A 22,105-nucleotide genomic window follows, 5' to 3' on the forward strand; every position below is an offset into this window, starting at 1 on the left:
TTTAATCTAAAATTTTCACAAGTGGTTCATCTTTTTTTGCTTCACGTATAATAATAGCTTCTGGGCGTTCTACAGATTTAATCGTTACTTGTACTTTCATATAATTCGGGAAGTATTCCATAACAAGCCCTGCCACATATTGTGTAAAACCAACTATTTCAGCTTTTCCATTAAACTGGACAGGAATATCAAGCTTCATTTCTCTTAATTCATCATCTCTATACATACCAGTACCAATAACAGCTGTATAGTCTCCTTGGAAATAATCGCTTAGTTTTGCCTTAAAGTTGGATACTCTTGCAAGATCTTCACGTTTATTATCTGTTTTCGCTTGCTCTGATGGGAACAAATAATATTTTTCATTAATTTGTTTCCAATCTTCAACCGTTTCACTACCTTTTTCGACATTTGCATAAGAAACAAAATTACCTGGCACGAGCGAAGACTTTGGAGCTTGGCGATAAATCGCAAATGTTATCGGAATATTTTTTGTTTCAGGTTCTTTTTGATGTATGACTTTCAAAATTTCTTGCGCCATTTTTTTCCCTTCAGCTAACATCTTTTCATCTGGGATTGCAGCTTCACGTGGGTAACCATGCTCTTCGTTAAAATATTGAACAGAATTCATCGCTAATCCAACTACCATACCAACACGTTCCTCGCCATTATCGCCTTTTTTCACATAATAATCATGCTCTAAAATATTTGAAATATATATTGGATTTTTTTTATTTTTCACTTCTAGTGATTCGGATCCTGTTCCTAATGCAGGATTTAATCCTATATTAGGAAATTTAACTGCATCTTTTTTTAATTTTTCCTCTAGTTCCTTTTGTTCAGCATCTGTACGTTTTCTTTTAACAAGCATCTGTATAGTTTGAGTATCTAGAGCTTTTCCGCCTTTTAAAAAATTATCTTTCGTACTAAATGATTCTTTTGCAATTCGCATTAATCCTGTTTCAAATTCATCTATATCAAGGCGACTATTTAACCCTTGCACCACTAAACCACGTGCCTTTCCACCATCAAATGGAATAGTCGTCTTATAATATTCATCCGAAATAGCGTATTTTGGAACAACTGATTGTTCTTTTGCTTTCCCCGATTTCCCAGCCACTTTTTCATCTTTGTCGGCACCTGCACTACACCCACTTACAAGTAGGCCAAGGCTTAATACCGCTAATGCTATTTTTTTCATGGTAAGTTTGCACCTCTTACTTATTTAGCTCTTGTAAGAACCTCTCTTCATTCCAAACCTCAACATTATGTTTCTCCGCTTGTGCTAATTTCGAACCAGCTGCTTCACCTGCAACAACCAAATCCGTACTCTTACTAACACTTCCTGTTACTTTTCCACCTAATGCCTCAATCTTCTTCTTCGCTTCACTTCGTCCCATAACTTCTAGCTTACCTGTTAAAACAACCGTTTTTCCTGCGAAGTAAGATTCAACATTTTGTAAATCTGCAATTTTTATACCTTTGTATGTCATATTCACGCCATACTCTTTAAACTGCTGTAATAACTCTAATACATCTTCATTATCAAAATATGTCACAACAGATTGAGCCATTTTTTCGCCAATTTCATTAATTGCTTTTAGTTCTTCTTCCGTTGCTTTTACAAGCTCATCCATCGTTTCAAAGTGCTCTGCAAATGTACGTGCTGCTTTCGCTCCAACGTGGCGAATTCCAAGACCAAATAATAATCGCTCTAACGAGTTTTCTTTAGAATTTTCAATTGCTTGTATTAAGTTTGTTGCTGATTTTTCACCAAAACGTTCTAACTGTAATAATTGCTCTTTCGTCAATGCATATAAATCAGCAAATGTACGAATGTAATCAGCATCAAAGAGTTGTGTAATGACACGTTCTCCAAGTCCATCAATATTCATTGCATTTCTTGAAACGAAATGGATTAACCCTTCTCGAATTTGAGCAGGACAAGTTGGATTTATACAACGAAGTGCTACTTCTTCTTCTAAACGAACAAGTTCACTCTCACATGCTGGACAATGAGTTGGCATGCGGTATTCTTCTTCCTCACCAGTACGCTTATCAAAAATAACGTTCACAACTTCAGGAATAATATCTCCAGCCTTCTTCACAACAACGTAGTCACCAATTCGAATGTCTTTTTCGCGAATTAAATCTTCGTTATGTAAAGAAGCACGACGAACAATCGTACCAGCAACTCTCACTGGCTCTAGTTCTGCAGTCGGTGTTACAACCCCTGTTCGGCCAACACTTAATTCAATGCCTGTTAATCTCGTTACAACTTCTTCAGCCGGAAATTTATAAGCAATCGCCCACCTTGGACTCTTCGCTGTAGTTCCTAGACTTTCTTGAAGAGCAACATCATCTACTTTTATAACGATTCCATCAATCTCATAATCAAGATGCGGACGTTTTTCTTGCCATTCTTCTACATAAGCTATAACTTCTTCAATTGTTTCACATGTACGGCGATTTGGATTTGTCTTAAATCCAAGTTCACCTAAGAAATCCAGCGATTCACTATGTGATGAAATTGTTTTTTCTTCTACATTCGCAAGACCATACACAAACATAGATAAGTTACGCTTCGCTGCAATTTTCGGATCAAGTTGACGTATTGAACCTGCTGCTGCATTACGCGGATTCGCAAATACATCTTCTCCATTTTGCTCTTTTTCTTCATTTAGTTTAACGAATGAACGCTTCGGCATATAAGCTTCGCCTCGTGCTTCTAACGTTACTTCTTCATTTAAACGAAGTGGGATAGCTTTAATCGTTTTTAAATTTTGAGTAATATCTTCACCCGTTACACCATCACCACGTGTCGCCCCTTGAATGAAGCGTCCTTTTTCATAATGAAGCGAAACGGCAAGCCCGTCAATTTTTAATTCACATATATATCTTACATTTGCACCATCAATTCCTTGACGTACTCTTCTGTCGAAATCACGTAAATCTCCTTCGTTAAATGCATTTCCTAAACTTAACATTGGTGACTTATGTGTTACTTTTTCAAATATATCAAGAACAGTTCCCCCAACGCGAACGGAGGGAGAATCTTCACTCATAAACTCTGGGTTCTCTGCTTCTAATTTTATAAGCTCCTGCATATTACGGTCATATTCCGCATCAGAAACAGAAGGATTGTCTAATACGTGATATTGATAGTTAAATGTATTTAACAAATCACGTAATTCTTCTATACGTTTTTTTGCTATCTCTTTTGACATATCCTCATTCCTTTCTATTGTTTCGTCACAGGTGCAAATTTTGCTAACAAACGTTTAACACCAATCGGGCTTGGGAACGCAATATCTAATTCTTTTGCATCACCTTCACCTTTTACACTTACAACTGTACCGATTCCCCATTTTTGGTGGGAAGCTTTATCGCCTACTGCCCAGCCAATTTGCTCACCGCCTGTCGTCTTAGCAGCAGGACGCACGAAAGCTGAACGAGAGCGTGTTGTGGTTGTGGTTGTCGTTGTCATTTTACTGCTACTTGCTGTTCTGCCTTTTGCACCAAACGAATTTTCACGCTTCGGCGCTGTTTCATTTAATGATTCCACTAGTTCTGTCGGGATTTCTGTAATGAAGCGAGACGCAGCGTTCATACTTGTTCTACCAAATAAAGTACGCATTTGCGCGTTAGATAAATATAGCTCTTCTTCTGCACGAGTAATACCTACATAAGCAAGACGACGTTCTTCTTGCATTTCATCCTCTTCCATAAGAGAACGAGTATGAGGGAATATCCCTTCCTCTAAACCAACAATAAAGACAACCGGGAACTCTAATCCTTTCGCTGAGTGCATCGTCATTAAGATAACTTCTTCACCAGCAGTTGGGTCTTCATCTACACGATCAATATCAGCAACAAGTGCTAAATCTGTTAAGAATGCAACAAGACTCTTATCTTCGCTTTGAGATTCAAATGTTTGCGTAACAGATAAGAACTCGTCTAAGTTTTCTAAACGACCTTCCGCTTCTAAAGAACGCTCATTTTTCAACATATCGCGATAGCCTGTTTTTTCAATAACTTCTTCTACTAATTCTGTAACAGATAAATACTCTTGCATATTTACCCAGTTGTGTAATAAACTTGCGAATTCTTTTACTGCCTTTGTAATTTTTGCACTTACTCCAACATGCTCAATCTCATCAAATACAGCAGTTAATGAAATTCCGTTTTGCACACCATAATTAATAATTTTATCAATAGAAGTCGCACCAATACCACGCTTTGGCATGTTAATAATACGTGCAAAACTAATTTCATCATCTGGATTACCGATTAAACGTAAGTACGCCAAAATATCTTTAATCTCTTTACGATCGTAGAACTTAGTACCCCCCACAATTTTGTACGGAATGTTAGATTTAAGGAAAATCTCCTCGACCATACGAGACTGAGCATTCGTACGATATAGCACTGCAAAATCAGTATATTTTCGTTTCCCCATTTGAATATCGTCGCGAATTTTTTTTGCAACAAAATACGCTTCGTCCTTTTCAGTTGCGGCACGATAATACGAGATTTTACTTCCAACTTGATTGTCTGTCCATAATTTCTTCGGCTTACGATTCGTATTTTTTTCAATAACAGCATTCGCTGCATTTAAAATATTTTGTGACGAACGATAGTTTTGTTCTAATAAAATTACTTGTGCATTCTCATAGTCTTTTTCGAATGACAAAATGTTAGAAATATCTGCACCACGCCAGCGATAAATAGACTGGTCAGAGTCACCTACAACGCAAAGATTTTTAAAACGCGCTGCCAAATGTTTAACAAGAAGATATTGTGCTTTGTTCGTATCTTGATACTCATCAACATGAATATATTGGAACTTACGCTGATAAAACTCTAATACTTCTGGAACACGTTCAAATAGCTGAATCGTCGTCATAATTAAATCATCAAAGTCTAATGAATTATTTTTCAAAAGACGTTTTTGATACTCTGTGTATACATCGCTCGTTAATTTTTCATATGGATCAGCCATTGTAATTTTTTTTGCATATTTATCCGCAGATAACAGTTCATTTTTCGCATTACTAATACCCGCTAAAATAGAGCGCGGCTCAAATTTCTTCGGATCAACATTGCGCTCTTTCATAATTTTTTTGACTACAGTTAGCTGATCACCTGAATCTAAGATTGTAAAGTTACGATTAATACCAATACGATCGATATCGCGTCGTAAAATACGTACACACATAGAGTGGAACGTCGAAATCCAAATATCTTCTGCTTCTGGTCCCACAAGTGTATCAATACGCTCACGCATTTCACGAGCTGCTTTATTTGTGAAGGTAATAGCTAGTACATTCCATGGTGCTACACCTTTTTCACCAAGTAAATACGCAATACGATGTGTTAACACACGTGTCTTACCACTACCTGCACCTGCCATTAGTAGAAGTGGTCCATTCGTTGTTTGTACTGCTTTTTGTTGCTGTGGATTTAAACCGTTTAATAACTTATCTGTCATACTCATATACGCCTGCACCTACTCTCCTTTTACTGCTTTAACTGTTTTTAACGCCGATTTTATATCATCATAAATAATATTTCCAACAACTACTGTATCAGCATATTGTGCCATTTCTTTCGCCTGTTCTGCATTAGAAATACCACCGCCATAGTATAACTTAGCTTGTTTCAATTCTGCTTTTACATTTTTAACAAGTTCAACATCTCCATACGTACCGCTATATTCTAAATAAAATATCGGTAAATGTAATAACTTGTCTGCTAAACGAGCATATGCAATAACGTCATCTTCTGTTAAATCACATTTCGCTTCTGTAAGCTGGGCTACTTTCGCTTCTGGATTTAAAACACAATACCCTTCCATAAAAATTTCGTCCCAGTCCATAATATCCCCAAATTCTTTCAATGCCTCATGATGAACACCTGTTATCCATTCTACTTTTCGGCTATTTAAAACACTTGGGATGTAATAAAAATCAAATCCTGGTGTAATTGCTTCTACATCAGAAACCTCTAATACACAAGGAACTGCATATCTACGAATGCTAACTAGCATGTGTAATACGTTATCAATTGTAACTCCATCACTTCCGCCTACAATAACCGCATCAGTTCCAGACTCACAAATCATTTCTAAATGTTCATCGCTTAACTCCTTATTTGGATCAAGCTTAAATACATGTTTCCATCCGGAAATATCGTACATGAAAACACCCTTTCTTTTCTCTAGTTATATATATTTCTGTTCAAAATAACAGTTTATTTTCATCATTATTGTTTTAACTTCATCTTAAATATTTGTTTAAAACGGAGAATTAAGTTTGGAATTACCTCTTCCATATTTTTTAAACTAGAGGATTTAATTTTGAAGTTCCTTTTATGCATTCTTTCATTATAACAAAAAAAGTTACTTACACACACGCACATTCCAACATCTTTTTCCACGTCAAATGTTGGATTACATATCCCAAAAATCAAACGGGATACTAATAAAAGAAATAGTATTATCTATTTCAACTTTCATAAAAAGGAGTGTTTTTCTAATGAAGCAAAATATCGGGACAATAAACGCTCTAATTCGAATTACACTTGGGCTTGTCCTCTTCGGATGTAGTGCAACTAAACTTGTACGCAAGCCGTGGTGCACTTGGTCTAACATTTTTCTATGGATTGGTGCAATGAAAGTTGCAGAAGGAATTGTTCGTTTCTGCCCTGTTGTTGAAATGTGGAAATTCGGAAAATACATGAATATGGGGGCATTTAAAATGCCTAGCATGAATTTTGCTAAAAAAGGACATGCTAAAGAAGAAGTGAATCAAACTTCCACTCATGACAAGCCAGAGTCAAAAGGAAGTTATGACGCTTCTGACAAAGAGATTGAGTCAGCGATTGAAGATATAATCCTGGCAAAACCGCTTTGAATCATTTGTCACGATGCAAGATGCTCTCAAAGGGACTTAGCTGCTGCAGTGGGCGGTTAAGTCTTCTTTATTTTATCATAAAACAGAACGTATATTCTCTTTTTCAACCTTAAAATGTATATAAAAGATATCAATCAATAAAATTCAGAAAATTAGATACATACCTCTTGCTTAAAATGATATAAAAGTGATATCATTTTTATATCAGGAGGCGATCATATGAAAGAAAAACAAGTATTTTATGTAAATGGTTTTCTCGGTATTATTGGAATTTTGATTTTAGCTGCTATCGGTGTATTTTTCCTTGCACAAGAAATTTTCATAGGAGCGGCACTAACTATTATATTAGCCGCAGTTCTCGCTACAGGTATCGGTATTGTTCAACCGAATCAAGCGAAGGTTATTACGTTCTTCGGTAATTATTTAGGAACAATTCGTCAAAACGGTTTATTTTTAACGATTCCGTTCGCATTCCGTCAAACTGTATCTTTACGTGTTGAAAACTTTAACAGTAAAAAATTAAAAGTAAATGACGTTGATGGAAATCCAATTGAAATTGCAGCTGTTATCGTATATAAAGTTGTTGATTCTGCAAAAGCGATGTTTGGTGTTGAACATTATGATCGATTTGTAGAAATTCAAAGCGAAACGGCAATCCGCCATGTTGCAACAAAATATCCTTATGACAATTTCCAAGATGAAACCTGCGTTACGTTACGCGGAAATACTGAAGAAATCTCTGAAGAATTAAAACGTGAGTTAGAAGCACGTCTTGAAATTGCTGGTGTAGAAGTATTAGAAACTCGTTTAACGCACTTAGCTTACGCAACAGAAATTGCCCATGCAATGCTACAACGCCAGCAAGCAAAAGCAGTATTAGCTGCTAGAAAAGAAATTGTTGAAGGCGCTGTGAAGATGGCAAAAGATTCCATCCATATGTTAGATGAAGAAGGCGTACTAGAACTCGATGACGAGCGTAAAGCAAATATGGTAAACAACTTATTAGTTGCCATCGTTTCAGATAAAGGTGCGCAGCCAGTTATTAATACAGGAAGCCTATACTAAGGACTATAAGTAATTATGGCTAAAAAGAAAAGCTTTCCATTACGTATTGATCCTGAATTACACGCAGTCATCGAAAAATGGGCAAATGATGAATTTCGTAGCGTCAATGCACACATCGAGTATTTACTTCGAGAAATGGCAAAGCAAAAAGGGAAATTAAAAAAAGATAAAGATGCATAAAAATCCCGCTGATTCCTCAGCGGGATTTTTACATATTAACTTTTCGTCATCTCATGCCCAATTGCACGATATCCTATATCACTTCGATAAAATAGACCATCACTCTCAATTTTACCGATTTCTTTATATACTTTATCTTTTGCTTCTTGTAAACTATTTGCCTTACAAGCAACAAATAATACACGGCCACCGTTCGTTACAAAGTCCCCATGTTTCATTGCTGTACCTGCATGGAAAACAATCACATCTTGCAGTGCATCTAGTCCGCTAATAATATCACCTTTTTTATATGCTTCTGGATATCCTTTAGAAGCAAGTACAACACCGATTACCGCTTCTTCTGACCATTGTAACGTTAGTTCACTTTCATCTAATACAGCGTTACATACATCAACTAAATCGTTTTCTAATCGAGGTAATACAACTTCTGTTTCAGGATCACCGAAGCGTGCATTAAATTCAATTACCTTCGGACCATCATTTGTTAAAATAAGACCTGCGTATAAAATACCTGTAAACGAACGGTTTTCTTCAATCATCGCCTTAGCAGTTGGATGCAATACGGTTTGAATCGCTTCTTGAACTGCTGATTCTGGAATTTGTGGTACTGGAGAATATGCACCCATTCCGCCCGTATTTGGACCTTTATCACCATCAAAAGCTCTTTTATGATCTTGGGCGATTACCATTGGATGTACAGTTGTTCCATTCACGAATGCCATTAATGAAAATTCTTGTCCATCTAAAAACTCTTCAATAACGACCTTCTTACTTGCCGCGCCGAATTTCACATCTTGTAGCATTTCTTTCACAGCTTGTAATGCCTCTTCAAGCGTCATTGCTACCGTTACCCCTTTACCCGCAGCTAGGCCGTCAGCTTTAATAACGATTGGTGCACCAACTTTTTGAATGTACTGTACTGCTTCTTCATAATCTGTAAAAGTTTCGTACGCCGCAGTTGGAATATCATACTTTTTCATAAGCTCTTTTGTAAAAGCTTTACTACCTTCAATAACAGCAGCCGCTTTATTCGGACCAAATACACGAAGTCCCTCTTCTTTAAAACGATCAACAATTCCATTCATAAGCGGAATTTCTGGTCCAACGAAAGTTAACTCGACATAATTCTCTTTTGCAAATAAAACTAATGCATCAAAATCATTTTCATCAATGTCAACTGGTGTTGCAACATCTCGCATACCTTCATTACCTGGTGCTACATATACCTTTTCTACTTTTTCAGATTGTGCAAACTTCCAAGCTAAAGCATGCTCACGCCCACCGCGGCCAATTACTAAAACATTCATATTTCATCCCCCAATAATTAAATAAGTACAAACTAGAAGCTATGCTCCTAGTTTGCTTTTTCATATCAATAAAAGGTTATCTCAATCGGATTTTTAAACATCCTCTATTAGTGTTTGAAATGACGTACGCCAGTGAACACCATAGCAATCCCATAAGTATCTGCCACTTTAATAGAATCTTCATCACGGATTGATCCACCCGGTTGAATGATTGCTGTAATTCCTGCTTTTGCTGCTTCTTCTAATGTATCTGGCATTGGGAAGAAAGCATCAGATGCAAGCGCGCTACCTTGTGCTTTTTCACCAGCTTGTGTAATTGCGATTTTTGCAGAACCTACACGGTTCATCTGTCCCGCACCGACACCAATCGTCATGTCATCTTTCGCTAAAACAATTGCGTTTGATTTCACATGTTTTACAACTTTCCAAGCTAGTTTTAAATCTTTCCATTCTTGCTCTGAAGGTTCACGTTTCGTTGGAATTGAAATTGTACTTTCATCTAATGATAACGTATCTTCCTCTTGAACTAGAAGTCCACCTTGTACAGAAGTTAGTTTTTTGCTTGCACTTGTCGCTTTTTCAATATTTATAGTTAATAAACGTAAGTTCTTCTTACTTTGCAACACTTCTAAAGCTTCTTGCGAGAACGAAGGTGCGATAACAATTTCTAAGAAAATTTCATGTAACTTTTCTGCTGTAGCTTTATCAATTTCACGATTTGCTGCAATAATACCGCCGAAGATTGATACCGGATCTGCTTCATAAGCACGAGTATATGCTGCGTGAATATCAGTTCCTACTCCAACACCACATGGATTCATATGTTTTACTGCTACTACTGCTGGTTCTGTAAATTCTTTTACGATGCTAAGCGCTGCGTCTGCATCATTAATATTGTTATACGATAATTCCTTACCGTGTAATTGTTCTGCGTATGCAACAGAAGAAGTTGCTGCGAATGGCGCTTTATAGAAAGTTGCTTTTTGATGTGGGTTCTCGCCATAACGTAAGTCTTGCTTTTTCTCAAATGTCACAGTTAATGTTTCTGGACTTTCTTCACCCATTTGCTCTGTTAAGTAGTTAGAAATTAACGCATCATACGCTGCTGTATGACGGAATACTTTCGCTGCTAATTTACGTTTCGTTTCTTCTTTTACTTCACCGTCTTCTTTCAGTTCTGCTAATACAACATCGTAATCTACTGGATCTACAATTACCGATACAAATTTATGATTTTTCGCAGCAGAGCGAATCATTGTCGGGCCACCGATATCAATATTTTCAATTGCATCAGCAAATGTTACATCAGGCTTAGCGATTGTTTCTTTAAATGGGTATAAGTTAACAACAACAAAGTCAATTGGCTCTATACCTAACTCATTCATTTGTGTTACATGTGTTTCATTATCACGAACTGCTAATAGACCACCATGAATATTTGGATGTAATGTTTTCACACGGCCATCCATAATTTCAGGGAAACCAGTTACTTCAGAAATACCAATTACTTGTAAACCGTTTTCTTCTAGTAACTTTTTCGTACCACCTGTTGAAATAACTTCAATCCCTTGTTCTAGTAACCCTTTAACAAATTCTACTACTCCTGTTTTATCTGAAACACTTACTAATGCACGCTTTTTCATTTATCCTTCACCCCTGGTTGTATGTTAGTTAACAGTTGACTCTTTCACAGACTGAATAATTTGATTCACTGTATTTACGTATAATTTATGTTCAACTTGTTGAATTTTCTTTTGTAAGCTTTCTCTCGTATCCCCTTCAGAAACAACCACTGCTTCTTGCGCAATAATTGGCCCTGTATCCATACCTGCATCTACATAATGAATTGTTACTCCAGTTACTTTCACACCTGCTTCTAACGCTTGACCGACAGCATCTTTACCCGGAAAGCTCGGTAGTAATGATGGATGAATATTAATAATCTTCCCGCCGTATGCTTCTAGTAACGTCGGCCCGATTAAACGCATATATCCAGCTAAAATAACATAATCAATTTCATATTCTTCTAGCTTCTTTAATATCTCTTTTTCAAACACTTCTTTTGACTCATATGCTTTCGCTGAAAAAGCAAAACACGGAATATGATGATAATTTGCCCGTCCAACAGCGCGTGCTTCTGGTTTATCACATACTAATAAACTAATTTCTGCATCCAATCTTTTTTCTTCTACCGCATTAACGAGAGATTGAAAGTTAGATCCACTTCCAGAAGCAAAAACTGCTAATCTACTCATAGTGCTGTGCCCCCATTAAAAGTAACGCCAGCTCCTTGTATAGTACGTCCAATAATACGAGCCATTTCTCCTTGCTCTTCAAGAAGACGAACAACATCTTTTGCATCTTCTTCCTTCACTGCTACTACCATACCAATACCCATGTTAAAAATATTGAACATTTCTTTCTCTTCCAGTTTTCCAACTTCTTGAAGCAAACTAAAGATCGGCTGAATTTCCCAAGATCCTAGTTCAATCTCAGCACCGATTCCTTCTGGCAACATGCGTGGAATATTTTCAATAAATCCGCCACCTGTAATATGCGCCATACCGTATACTTCATGTTTCTTCAATAGTTCTAAAATAGGTTTGACATAAATTTTCGTTGGTTTTAATAATTCTTCACCAAGAGGTAGTTCTAAGCGGCTATAAATACGCTCTAAAGATAGTTCTCCATCTTCTAGTAACACTTTTCGTACTAAAGAGTAACCATTGCTATGAATACCGCTAGATGCTAAGCCAATTAGCACGTGACCAGCTTCAATCTTTTCACCTGTTACAATTTTCTTTTTATCAACAATCCCAACTGTAAAACCAGCTAAATCATATTCTTCCGTAGAATACATTCCTGGCATTTCAGCTGTTTCTCCACCGATTAATGCACAACCAGCTTGGCGACAGCCCTCTGATATACCTTTGACGATGTTTTCAATTTTACTAGGTTCAGCTTTACCACAAGCAATATAATCAAGGAAGAAAAGCGGCTCTGCTCCTTGGACAACAATATCATTTACACACATTGCTACTGCATCAATACCAATTGTGTCATGTTTATCTGCCATAAAAGCGAGCATCAATTTCGTTCCCACGCCATCTGTTCCAGATACTAATACAGGTTCTTCTAATGCAAATTTTGATAGATCAAACATACCTCCAAAACCGCCTAAACCGCCTAGTACTTCTTTTCTCATAGTTGTTTGTACGTGTTTTTTCATGCGAGATACCGCTTCATATCCAGCTTCAATATCTACTCCTGCTTGCTTATATGCATTCGCCATCGTTATTTACACCTCGTCTTTTAATTTCTTCCCATCCAGGGCGGGCTATTTTAAGAAAGGAGCTAGCTTCTACATCAAAAGAAGTAGAAGCTTTTCTCACTTTTCTTATTTCATACTTTCTAAAAGCTCTTGCTCATAATCATAAAGAGCTGTTGGATAGTCCCCATTAAAGTAAGCCATGCATAGGCCGCCATATTTCCCTTCATATGGACGTCCAATTGCATCTACTAATCCATCTTCACTTAAAAATGTTAAAGAATCTGCTCCGATTATTTCACGGATTTCTTCTACTGTATGATTTGCTGCAATTAATTCTTTTCTCGTTTGAATATCAATGCCATAGAAACATGGATATTTCAGAGGTGGTGAAGCAATTCTTACGTGAACTTCTGTCGCTCCAGCCTCACGAAGCATACGAACAATTCGTTTACTTGTCGTTCCTCTTACGATAGAGTCATCAATCATAACAACTCGTTTCCCTTCAACTACACCTCTTACTGCGGAAAGCTTCATCTTAACCCCTTGCTCGCGCAGTTCTTGAGAAGGTTGGATAAACGTACGTCCAACGTAACGATTTTTAATTAATCCTAACTCATATGGAATACCTGTCGCCTCCGCATAGCCAATCGCAGCTGAAATACTAGAGTCTGGTACACCAGTAACAACATCTGCTTCAATAGGAGCTTCTGCCGCTAAACGTTTCCCCATATTCTTACGTGCTGCATGAACGTTAACGCCTGCAATATTAGAATCTGGTCGTGCAAAGTAAATATATTCCATACTACAAATTGCATGTTCTACATCGTTTGTGAAACGATCTACGTGAATTCCTTCATCATTAATGATAAGTAATTCACCCGGTTCTACATCACGAATGTATGTTGCACCTACTACATCAAAAGCACATGTTTCAGATGCTACAACGTAAGCATCCCCCATCTTTCCAATTGAAAGCGGACGGAACCCATTCGGATCTAATGCAACGATCATTTCATTTCCAGTTAGTAAAAGATACGCAAACGCACCTTTCACTTTATTTAAAGCCTCTTTTACACTTTCAATTAAAGAATCTTTCGTGCTACGTTTAATAAGATGTAAAAGTACTTCTGTATCTGAACTAGTTTGAAAAATACTGCCCTCTGCTTCTAATTCACGACGAAGCATTTTTGCGTTAATTAAATTTCCGTTATGAGCTAATGCCATACTATGATCGGAAAAACGGAACAACAATGGTTGAACGTTAGCAACTTCACTTCCACCAGCTGTTGCATATCGTACATGTCCGATTGCTGATTTTCCATTTAATCCTTCTAGCTCACCTCTTGAAAACACTTCTGATATTAAACCTAACCCCTTGTGACCGACGATTTTTTCCCCATTATTTACGACAATGCCTGCGCCTTCTTGCCCACGGTGCTGTAAACTGTGCAATCCGTAGTATGAAACTTGTGCTGCATTTTCATGCCCCCAAATTCCGAAAACACCACATTCTTCGTTTAACCCCTTTATTTCAGCAAGCATGGGATTGCCCCTTTCCAAGCCTTTCTCATTTCATCTACATTTGCTGTAAGTAATACTTCATTTTCTTCATTATGAATTGTTACTTCATTTGTACTTGTTACTTCTCCAACTTGGATTGCTTCTACTGCTTTCTCAAACGCCTCTTTATTTTCACGTTTTACAGTTATCACAAAGCGAGACTGTGATTCAGCGAATAATGCTGCTGTTGCTTCTCCATCTAATTTCACAGTAGCACCTAAGCCTTTAGCACCAATTGCACTTTCTGAAATCGCAACTGCTAAACCACCTTCAGCAACATCATGTGCAGATTGAACAAGACCAGCTTGAATTGCTTCTAATACTTGTTTTTGGCGTCTTAATTCTACATCTAAATCGATACTTGGTGATTGACCGAAAATTTTGCCGTGAATCATTTTCTGTAATTCACTTCCGCCAAACTCAGCTTTCGTCTCACCAATTACATACACTAAATCACCAGCTTGCTTAAACTCTTGTGTTGTTACATGTTTTAAGTCATGCACAAGTCCGACCATCCCAACTGTCGGTGTTGGATATACAGCTTCACCACTACGCTCGTTATACATCGATACGTTTCCGCCGATAACTGGTGTTTGTAATGTGCGACAAGCTTCACTCATACCGTCTACTGATTTCTCAATCTGCCAGAAGATTTCTGGTTTTTCTGGGTTACCGAAGTTTAAGCAATCTGTAATTGCAAGTGGCTCTCCGCCAGAACATACGATATTACGCGCTGCCTCTGCTACTGCAATTTTACCGCCCATCTCTGGGTCTAGATAAATGTAGCGAGAGTTACAATCTGTCGTCATTGCTAATCCTTTTTCTGTACCGCGTACACGTACAACTGCAGCATCTGAACCTGGCGTAACAACTGTGCTTGTGCGAACTTGGTAATCGTATTGATCGTATACCCACTCTTTACTTGCAATGGTTGGTTGCTGTAATAGAGCAAATAACGTTTCTTTATAATTTTCTACTTTTGGCGTTTCCATTTTCATTGCTTGGAATTCAGTAAAGTATGCTGCTTCTTTTGATGGCTTATGATAAATTGGTGCTTCTTCTGCTAAAGCATCTGCTGGAACTTCAGCTACCTTTTCACCTTTATGGAATAAACGAAGCATTTTATCTTCTGTTACTTTCCCCATCGTAACCGCTGCAAGACCATACTTCTCAAATAAATCTACTATTTCTTGTTCTCTACCTTTTTTCACAACAATTAACATACGCTCTTGTGATTCAGATAGCATCATTTCATATGGTGTCATTCCTGTTTCACGCTGTGGTACATCATCTAAGTACATTTCAATACCCATTCCTGCTTTACTTGCCATTTCTGCAGATGATGATGTTAAACCAGCCGCACCCATATCTTGAATTCCAACAAGTGCATCGGATTGAATTAATTCTAAACACGCTTCAATAAGAAGTTTTTCCATAAATGGATCCCCTACTTGAACCGCTGGACGTTTCGCTTCTGAGCTTTCAGATAGTTCTTCCGACGCGAATGTTGCACCGTGAATACCGTCACGACCAGTTGATGCTCCTACGTACATTACTGTGTTACCAGCACCGTGCGCTTGCCCTTTTTTAATGTCTTCGTGGTTAATCAAACCTACGCACATTGCATTTACAAGTGGATTTCCTTCATAACATGGATCAAATTGTACTTCGCCGCCAACAGTCGGAATACCGATGCAGTTACCGTATCCTGCAATTCCTGCTACTACTTCTTCGAATAAATATTTCACACGTGGTGACTGTAATTCACCGAAACGAAGTGAGTTTAATAGAGCTACCGGACGTGCTCCCATAGAGAATACGTCACGAATAATACCACCAACACCTGTTGCAGCTCCTTGATATGGTTCAATAGCTGAAGGATGGTTATGACTTTCCATTTTAAATACAACTGCTTGATTATCACCGATATCTACAATTCCAGCACCTTCTCCAGGTCCTTGCAGAACGCGCTCACCTGTAGTTGGAAACTTACGAAGAACTGGTTTCGAATTTTTATAACTACAATGTTCAGACCACATTACAGAGAATAACCCTGTTTCTGTATAATTTGGCAGACGACCTAAAATCTTTTCAACCATGGCAAACTCTTCGTCTGTTAGCCCCATTTCCGCATATATACGCTCTTCTTTAATTTGTGTTGGATTTGGTTCAAGCATTAACGACATATGTTTCCCTCCACTGTTTTAAGATAGATTGAAAGACTTTTAACCCTTCAGCACCGCCAAGTAATTCATCTACAGCACGCTCTGGGTGTGGCATCATACCAAGTACATTTCCTTTTTCATTTACAATACCAGCAATATCTGAAACGCTACCGTTAGGGTTTTCTACGTAACGGAATGCGATTTGATTGTTCTCTTCTAATTGTTTAAGCGTCGCTTCATCACAATAGTAATTCCCCTCACCATGCGCGATTGGAATATTAATTACTTCATCTTTTCCATATTGTGATGTAAACATCGTTTCATTATTTTCAACACGCAACTGAACAGTGCGACACATAAATTTTAAGTTTTCGTTTCTCATTAACGCTCCTGGTAGTAATCCTGATTCAACAAGAATCTGGAATCCATTACATACACCTAAAATCGGCTTTCCTTGCTCAGCAGCTTTTTGCACTGCTTTCATTGCATTAGCAAAGCGAGAGATAGCACCGCAGCGTAAGTAGTCACCATAAGAAAATCCACCTGGTAGTAGAATTGCATCATATTCATCTAAATTCTCTGTATCGTGCCAAACGTAATCTACTTCTTCGCCAAGCTCATCTTTAATTGCATGGAACATATCGACATCACAGTTCGAACCCGGAAATACTATTACGGCAAATTTCACTGTGCGACAACCTCCTCAACTTCATAACGGAAGTCTTCCATTACAACGTTCGCTAATAGTTTTTCACACATTTCTTTTACCTTGCTATCTAAATCAGATACAGATTTATCAATTGTTAGTTCCATGTACTTTCCGATTCGAACGTCTTGTACTTCTGTGAATGAAAGACTATGAAGTGCTCCTTTTACTGCTGTTCCTTGTGGATCTAATACGCTTTCTCTTAATGTTACATATACCTTAACTTTATACATGTGAAATTCCCCCTAAACGTTTTAAAATCTCTTCATAAGCATCTGTTAAATTTCCAAGATCGCGACGGAATACGTCTTTATCAAACTTTTCATTGCTCGTTTCATCCCATAAACGGCAAGTATCTGGTGAAATTTCATCCGCTAAAATGATTTCTCCTTCTTCCGTTACACCAAACTCTAATTTGAAATCTACTAATCTTACACGACAGCTTGCGAAATGATCAATCAACACTTGATTGATTTGTAGAGCCATATCTCGTAATACACTTACTTGCTCTGGTGATGCAACGTTTAATACACGAATATGATCTTCCGTTACAAGCGGATCTCCTAAATCATCATCTTTGAAGTAAAATTCTACGATTGGTTCTGCAAGTGCAGTTCCCTCTTCCATTCCTAATCGTTTTGAAAGACTTCCTGCAATTACATTTCTTGTGACAACTTCTAAAGGAATAATACTCACTTTTTTAACAAGTTGTTCTGTTTCAGATAACTTCTCAACAAAATGTGTTTTAATTCCCACTTCTTGTAACTTTCTGAACAATAAAGTTGTAATTTCATTGTTCAAACGACCTTTTCCTGTAATCGTCTCTTTTTTCTCCCCATTGAAAGCAGTCGCACTATCTTTGTACTCTACCCAAACCATATCTGCTGATTCTGTACGATAAATTCTTTTTGCCTTACCTTCATACAGCAATTCTAGCTTTTGCATTTCGCAAGCCCCCTGTAGTTTGAAAAATGTGAATAATGTTTTTATAAAGAATGGCACAGAATGACTCTATTCTGTGCCATATGAAATTTTACGCTTCGTTTAATCCTAAGCGTTCAAAGATTGTATCAACGTGTTGCATATGATGCTCATAGTTGAAGCATTCATTAATTTCTTCCTGTGTTAACTTGCTTGTAATACGCTCATCAGCTTCTACAAGCTCTTTAAATTGTACTTGTGTTTCCCAAGCTTCCATCGCTTTAGGCTGTACGATATCATAAGCTTCTTCACGTACCATACCTTTGTCGATTAGTGTAAGCATTACGCGCTGAGAATAAATTAAGCCGTATGTTCTTGTCATATTGCGTTTCATATTCTCTGGGTATACAGTTAAGTTTTTAACGATATTACCAAAGCGATTTAACATGTAATTTAATGCGATTGTAGCATCTGGTAAAATTACGCGTTCTGCCGAAGAGTGAGAAATGTCACGCTCATGCCATAATGGAACATTTTCGTAAGCTGTCATCATATAACCGCGGATAACACGAGCTAAACCAGTCATATTTTCAGATCCAATTGGATTACGCTTATGTGGCATTGCAGAAGAACCTTTTTGACCTTTTGCGAAAGCTTCTTCAACTTCACGTGTTTCACTCTTTTGTAAACCACGAATCTCAACTGCCATCTTTTCAATAGATGTTGCAATTAGTGCAAGTGTTGACATGTAGTGTGCGTGACGATCACGTTGCAATGTTTGTGTTGAAATTGGTGCTGCTTCTAATCCTAAATTTTCACAAACATATTTTTCTACGAATGGATCGATATTTGCGTATGTACCAACCGCACCAGATAATTTACCAACGCGAACTGTATCAGCAGCTTGTTTGAAACGCTCTACGTTACGTTTCATCTCTTCATACCAAAGACCAAGTTTTAAACCAAATGTCGTTGGTTCTGCATGAACACCGTGTGTTCTTCCCATCATGATTGTGTATTTATGCTCTTTCGCTTTGTTAGCTAAAATGCTTACAAAGTTCTCTAAGTCTTTTAATATAATTTCATTCGCTTGTTTTAAGATGTAAGATAATGCTGTATCTACTACATCTGTAGATGTTAAACCGTAATGAACCCATTTACGTTCTTCGCCTAATGCCGGCGTTTCTGATACAGCACGAGTGAATGCAACTACGTCATGACGTGTTTCTTTTTCAATTTCATAAATACGATCAATATCAAATGATGCATGTTCACGAATTTTTTTAACATCTTCTTTTGGAATATCGCCAAGCTCAGCCCATGCTTCACAAGCTAAAATCTCAACTTCTAACCACGCTTTAAATTTGTTCTCTTCCGTCCAAATCGCACCCATTTCAGGGCGTGTATAACGACTAATCATCTTTTTCCCTCCAACAGTTGTTCTTGATGGTCCCAAATATGCAAACTCTTCGCTTTTTCTAGAGCGACTTCAATATTATCATTTAAAATATTAACATGCCCCATTTTTCGCTGTGCTTTTGCTTCTTCTTTTCCATACAAGTGTAAATAGCACCCGGTTAATCTATTCACTTGTCTTAGGACCCCTTCTATATGTTCGCCTAAAATGTTTACCATGACAACTGGTTTTAACAAATTTGTTTCTCCTAGAGGTAAATTACAGATTGCTCGAATATGTTGACCAAATTGACTCGTTTCACATGCATCCTGTGTATAGTGTCCTGAATTGTGAGGTCTTGGCGCTAATTCATTAATATAAATCTCACCATTATCTGTAGCAAACATCTCTACAGCTAGTGTTCCCACAAGTTCTAATTCATCCGCAAGTACCTTTGCATAAGCAATTGTTTTTTGAGAAAGCTCTTCTGTAATGCGAGCTGGAACGATAGATTCATGTAAAATGTTATTTACATGAATATTTTCTGCTACTGGAAACACTTTTGTTTCACCACTTACACTACGAATCACAATAACTGATACTTCTTTTTCAAAAGGCACCCATTTCTCTAAAATACATTCTGCTTTATCCACAAGATTTCTTGCTGCCTCAACATCAGCTTCACTTCTTAAAACAACTTGCCCTTTCCCATCATATCCACCTGTCGTCGTTTTTAAGACGGAAGGGAATGATAACTCAGCAATTGCTTCTGTAAGCTGATCTTGATTTTGAACTAATCTATACGTTGCTACTGGTAACCCAGCCTTCTCAATCGCATTCTTTTCTGTAAAACGATTTTGCGTTGTATTTAACAACTGACTACCTTGTGGTAAGTACGCATGTTTTTCAAGCCATTGTAAACATCTATAATCAATATTCTCAAATTCATATGTGACAACATCACTTATCTCTGCTAAATGCTGAATTGCTTTTAAATTGTCATATGATGCAACAATTTCAATGTCAGCAACTTGTGCACATGGTGAGTTTTTTGTAGGATCTAAAACAGCAATTTTATATCCCATCTCCTTAGCTGCCAATGCCATCATTCTTCCTAGCTGGCCGCCTCCAATAATACCGATTGTTTTTCCAGGTAAAATGATTCTCGTCATACTAGCTCACTACCTTCGCGCACATCTTTTTCAATTGCTTCTCTTCTCAATTCTAATGCATCATGTATGTCATCATGGAATGATCCAATTATTTGTGCAGCAAGTAAACCAGCATTCGTTGAACCAGCCTTACCAATTGCAACAGTTGCAACTGGAACTCCTCCTGGCATTTGGACAATGGATAATAATGAATCTAAGCCGTTTAACGCTTTTGATTGAACTGGAACTCCGATTACAGGAAGATTCGTCTTCGCTGCAACCATTCCTGGTAAATGTGCTGCTCCACCAGCTCCAGCAATAATAACTTTCAATCCACGTTCACGAGCCGTCTCTGCATATTCAAACATATAATCCGGAGTCCGATGAGCGGATACAACCTTTTTCTCATACGGTATATTTAATTCATCTAAAATGTCACAAGCATATTTCATTGTTTCCCAGTCTGACGTGCTTCCCATTATGACTCCAACTAGTGATTTCATATTAGAATCCCCCCGATTCAAATAAAAAAAGCCTGAAATAGAACAGTTTCTCTTTTACTATGAGAGAAAGCGCTCTACTCAGGCATACGTATCCCTTGTGAATAGAAAAATACCGAGTGACTTTCCCTCATAGTCTAACGAATAACGGTCGTTAGGTAGAGACTTGCAGGCCATATCCCCGCGATTATATGAGGTCTTATATATTATTCTTTCTATGGCTATATTAACAATATTTCATAAACAATGTCAACAAATAATCGAATGTTTTTTTATTACTAATCAATAACGTTCGTGTTTTAGTTATATTCAAAAGAATAATTGTAACTATATGCAAGAAGGATAAGAAATTAGAATATATATTTCTAGAGATCTATCATACACAAAACGGTTTGTGTACAAATTCCATATGCTTTAATATAAAGCATATCGTTTATATTCCTTTGTATCGCAACCATTACTATAATGATCGAATACTTGTTTATATCATCCCGCTTTTTTCACTCTCATTATTTAAAATATATACTTGTAGTAGAAATAAGAGTTCCTATTATAAGGATTGTTTGGGAGCACTTAGAAAACCTGACAAGCAAAAAATCATTCCTATTACTCTCAATACCCTCATTTTCATTCTTTTTCCTCATTAAGATTTGGTATATAAAAATAAACACAAAAAAACCTAAGTCGAAACGACTTAGGTTTTTGCTTGGCGACGTCCTACTCTCACAGGGACAAGGTCCCAACTACCATCGGCGCTAGAGAGCTTAACTTCCGTGTTCGGTATGGGAACGGGTGTGACCTCTCTGCCATCATCACCAAACTATTGAAGGCATATTCCTTCAAAACTAGATAACATTGCTACATATTATATGGTTAAGTCCTCGATCTATTAGTATTCGTCAGCTCCACATGTCACCATGCTTCCACCTCGAACCTATCAACCTGATCATCTTTCAGGGATCTTACTAGCTT

General features: G+C 37.4%; 19 protein-coding genes, 2 rRNA genes and 1 riboswitch. Of the genes, 3 read left to right on the forward strand and 18 right to left on the reverse strand.

Going from position 1 to position 22,105, the window contains the following annotated elements:
* Nucleotide 1 precedes the first annotated feature (1 nt).
* The 4 genes from MR143_RS17505 to pcrB are packed head-to-tail and all read right to left on the reverse strand — an operon-like array spanning nt 2 to nt 6,196.
* Nucleotides 2-1,198 carry a CamS family sex pheromone protein gene (locus MR143_RS17505; protein ID WP_000717033.1) on the reverse strand — a complete coding sequence of 399 codons (1,197 nt, stop codon included), beginning with the start codon at nt 1,196-1,198 and terminating at the stop codon, nt 2-4.
* 16 nt (nt 1,199-1,214) lie between these two features.
* Nucleotides 1,215-3,224 carry an NAD-dependent DNA ligase LigA gene (gene ligA / locus MR143_RS17510; RefSeq protein WP_000031452.1) on the reverse strand — a complete coding sequence of 670 codons (2,010 nt, stop codon included), beginning with the start codon at nt 3,222-3,224 and terminating at the stop codon, nt 1,215-1,217.
* A 14-nt stretch (nt 3,225-3,238) separates the two neighbouring features.
* Nucleotides 3,239-5,494 carry a DNA helicase PcrA gene (pcrA, locus tag MR143_RS17515; protein WP_242280873.1) on the reverse strand — a complete coding sequence of 752 codons (2,256 nt, stop codon included), beginning with the start codon at nt 5,492-5,494 and terminating at the stop codon, nt 3,239-3,241.
* 12 nt (nt 5,495-5,506) lie between these two features.
* Complete coding sequence (gene pcrB, locus MR143_RS17520) at nt 5,507-6,196, reverse strand: heptaprenylglyceryl phosphate synthase (RefSeq protein ID WP_000272080.1); 690 nt, start codon at nt 6,194-6,196, stop codon at nt 5,507-5,509.
* A 337-nt stretch (nt 6,197-6,533) separates the two neighbouring features.
* Between pcrB and MR143_RS17525 the strand changes: the two genes are divergently transcribed.
* From MR143_RS17525 to MR143_RS17535, 3 genes are all read left to right on the forward strand, one after another.
* Entirely contained in the window at nt 6,534-6,911 is a 378-nt protein-coding gene (locus MR143_RS17525; RefSeq protein ID WP_000812347.1) for a YgaP family membrane protein, read from the forward strand.
* A 219-nt stretch (nt 6,912-7,130) separates the two neighbouring features.
* On the forward strand, nt 7,131-7,976 hold the full coding sequence (locus MR143_RS17530; RefSeq protein ID WP_000660669.1) for an SPFH domain-containing protein: 846 nt from the start codon (nt 7,131-7,133) through the stop codon (nt 7,974-7,976).
* Nucleotides 7,977-7,991: 15 nt separating this feature from the next.
* Nucleotides 7,992-8,156: a type II toxin-antitoxin system antitoxin gene (locus MR143_RS17535; protein ID WP_001085171.1), complete on the forward strand. Its 165-nt coding sequence runs from the start codon at nt 7,992-7,994 to the stop codon at nt 8,154-8,156.
* Nucleotides 8,157-8,191: 35 nt separating this feature from the next.
* Here MR143_RS17535 and purD read toward each other — a convergent pair whose 3' ends face one another.
* The 14 genes from purD to MR143_RS17610 form a co-directional block, all read right to left on the reverse strand.
* Nucleotides 8,192-9,463: a phosphoribosylamine--glycine ligase gene (purD, locus tag MR143_RS17540; RefSeq protein ID WP_001101982.1), complete on the reverse strand. Its 1,272-nt coding sequence runs from the start codon at nt 9,461-9,463 to the stop codon at nt 8,192-8,194.
* Between the two features lie 107 nt (nt 9,464-9,570).
* Nucleotides 9,571-11,106 (reverse strand): bifunctional phosphoribosylaminoimidazolecarboxamide formyltransferase/IMP cyclohydrolase, encoded by a 1,536-nt coding sequence (gene purH, locus MR143_RS17545; RefSeq protein WP_000745435.1) that lies wholly within the window; start codon nt 11,104-11,106, stop codon nt 9,571-9,573.
* A gap of 24 nt (nt 11,107-11,130) precedes the next feature.
* Nucleotides 11,131-11,718 carry a phosphoribosylglycinamide formyltransferase gene (gene purN / locus MR143_RS17550; protein ID WP_242280874.1) on the reverse strand — a complete coding sequence of 196 codons (588 nt, stop codon included), beginning with the start codon at nt 11,716-11,718 and terminating at the stop codon, nt 11,131-11,133.
* Nucleotides 11,715-12,755, reverse strand: coding sequence for a phosphoribosylformylglycinamidine cyclo-ligase (purM, locus tag MR143_RS17555; protein ID WP_001262444.1), 1,041 nt, complete (start codon nt 12,753-12,755; stop codon nt 11,715-11,717). Before purM ends, purN begins: the two co-directional genes overlap by 4 nt.
* Nucleotides 12,756-12,860: 105 nt before the next feature.
* On the reverse strand, nt 12,861-14,276 hold the full coding sequence (purF, locus tag MR143_RS17560) for an amidophosphoribosyltransferase (protein WP_000879023.1): 1,416 nt from the start codon (nt 14,274-14,276) through the stop codon (nt 12,861-12,863).
* The gene (gene purL, locus MR143_RS17565; RefSeq protein ID WP_000055571.1) at nt 14,261-16,480 is read right to left on the reverse strand and encodes a phosphoribosylformylglycinamidine synthase II; all 2,220 of its coding nucleotides are present in this window, start codon (nt 16,478-16,480) and stop codon (nt 14,261-14,263) included. The genes purF and purL overlap by 16 nt, the downstream gene beginning before the upstream one ends.
* Nucleotides 16,464-17,147 carry a phosphoribosylformylglycinamidine synthase subunit PurQ gene (purQ, locus tag MR143_RS17570; RefSeq protein WP_000666787.1) on the reverse strand — a complete coding sequence of 228 codons (684 nt, stop codon included), beginning with the start codon at nt 17,145-17,147 and terminating at the stop codon, nt 16,464-16,466. Before purQ ends, purL begins: the two co-directional genes overlap by 17 nt.
* A complete protein-coding gene (gene purS, locus MR143_RS17575) occupies nt 17,144-17,398 on the reverse strand; it encodes a phosphoribosylformylglycinamidine synthase subunit PurS (RefSeq protein WP_000278823.1) in 255 nt (84 codons plus the stop codon). Before purS ends, purQ begins: the two co-directional genes overlap by 4 nt.
* Nucleotides 17,391-18,110 (reverse strand): phosphoribosylaminoimidazolesuccinocarboxamide synthase, encoded by a 720-nt coding sequence (gene purC / locus MR143_RS17580; protein WP_001170538.1) that lies wholly within the window; start codon nt 18,108-18,110, stop codon nt 17,391-17,393. The genes purS and purC overlap by 8 nt, the downstream gene beginning before the upstream one ends.
* Nucleotides 18,111-18,198: 88 nt before the next feature.
* Nucleotides 18,199-19,506, reverse strand: a complete 1,308-nt coding sequence (purB, locus tag MR143_RS17585; RefSeq protein WP_000625682.1) for an adenylosuccinate lyase — start codon at nt 19,504-19,506, stop codon at nt 18,199-18,201.
* On the reverse strand, nt 19,503-20,654 hold the full coding sequence (gene purK / locus MR143_RS17590) for a 5-(carboxyamino)imidazole ribonucleotide synthase (protein ID WP_000196807.1): 1,152 nt from the start codon (nt 20,652-20,654) through the stop codon (nt 19,503-19,505). The genes purB and purK overlap by 4 nt, the downstream gene beginning before the upstream one ends.
* A complete protein-coding gene (purE, locus tag MR143_RS17595; protein ID WP_000839366.1) occupies nt 20,651-21,136 on the reverse strand; it encodes a 5-(carboxyamino)imidazole ribonucleotide mutase in 486 nt (161 codons plus the stop codon). The genes purK and purE overlap by 4 nt, the downstream gene beginning before the upstream one ends.
* A gap of 110 nt (nt 21,137-21,246) precedes the next feature.
* A riboswitch (purine riboswitch) is annotated at nt 21,247-21,348 on the reverse strand.
* 489 nt (nt 21,349-21,837) lie between these two features.
* Nucleotides 21,838-21,953: ribosomal RNA gene (gene rrf, locus MR143_RS17605) — 5S ribosomal RNA — on the reverse strand.
* A gap of 49 nt (nt 21,954-22,002) precedes the next feature.
* A 23S ribosomal RNA gene (locus MR143_RS17610) occupies nt 22,003-22,105 on the reverse strand; the annotation flags it as partial.

Source organism: Bacillus cereus group sp. BfR-BA-01347 (assembly GCF_022663835.1).
Classification (GTDB): domain Bacteria; phylum Bacillota; class Bacilli; order Bacillales; family Bacillaceae_G; genus Bacillus_A; species Bacillus_A thuringiensis_K.

Excerpts from the sequence above, each read along its gene's own strand:
- MR143_RS17505 (WP_000717033.1), bottom strand. The coding sequence starts at position 1,198 with ATGAAAAAAATAGCATTAGCGGTATTAAGCCTTGGCCTACTTGTAAGT.
- ligA (WP_000031452.1), bottom strand. The coding sequence starts at position 3,224 with ATGTCAAAAGAGATAGCAAAAAAACGTATAGAAGAATTACGTGATTTG.
- pcrA (WP_242280873.1), bottom strand. The coding sequence starts at position 5,494 with ATGAGTATGACAGATAAGTTATTAAACGGTTTAAATCCACAGCAACAA.
- pcrB (WP_000272080.1), bottom strand. The coding sequence starts at position 6,196 with ATGTACGATATTTCCGGATGGAAACATGTATTTAAGCTTGATCCAAAT.
- MR143_RS17525 (WP_000812347.1), top strand. The coding sequence starts at position 6,534 with ATGAAGCAAAATATCGGGACAATAAACGCTCTAATTCGAATTACACTT.
- MR143_RS17530 (WP_000660669.1), top strand. The coding sequence starts at position 7,131 with ATGAAAGAAAAACAAGTATTTTATGTAAATGGTTTTCTCGGTATTATT.
- MR143_RS17535 (WP_001085171.1), top strand. The coding sequence starts at position 7,992 with ATGGCTAAAAAGAAAAGCTTTCCATTACGTATTGATCCTGAATTACAC.
- purD (WP_001101982.1), bottom strand. The coding sequence starts at position 9,463 with ATGAATGTTTTAGTAATTGGCCGCGGTGGGCGTGAGCATGCTTTAGCT.
- purH (WP_000745435.1), bottom strand. The coding sequence starts at position 11,106 with ATGAAAAAGCGTGCATTAGTAAGTGTTTCAGATAAAACAGGAGTAGTA.
- purN (WP_242280874.1), bottom strand. The coding sequence starts at position 11,718 with ATGAGTAGATTAGCAGTTTTTGCTTCTGGAAGTGGATCTAACTTTCAA.
- purM (WP_001262444.1), bottom strand. The coding sequence starts at position 12,755 with ATGGCGAATGCATATAAGCAAGCAGGAGTAGATATTGAAGCTGGATAT.
- purF (WP_000879023.1), bottom strand. The coding sequence starts at position 14,276 with ATGCTTGCTGAAATAAAGGGGTTAAACGAAGAATGTGGTGTTTTCGGA.
- purL (WP_000055571.1), bottom strand. The coding sequence starts at position 16,480 with ATGTCGTTAATGCTTGAACCAAATCCAACACAAATTAAAGAAGAGCGT.
- purS (WP_000278823.1), bottom strand. The coding sequence starts at position 17,398 with ATGTATAAAGTTAAGGTATATGTAACATTAAGAGAAAGCGTATTAGAT.
- purC (WP_001170538.1), bottom strand. The coding sequence starts at position 18,110 with ATGCAAAAGCTAGAATTGCTGTATGAAGGTAAGGCAAAAAGAATTTAT.
- purB (WP_000625682.1), bottom strand. The coding sequence starts at position 19,506 with ATGATTAGTCGTTATACACGCCCTGAAATGGGTGCGATTTGGACGGAA.
- purK (WP_000196807.1), bottom strand. The coding sequence starts at position 20,654 with ATGACGAGAATCATTTTACCTGGAAAAACAATCGGTATTATTGGAGGC.
- purE (WP_000839366.1), bottom strand. The coding sequence starts at position 21,136 with ATGAAATCACTAGTTGGAGTCATAATGGGAAGCACGTCAGACTGGGAA.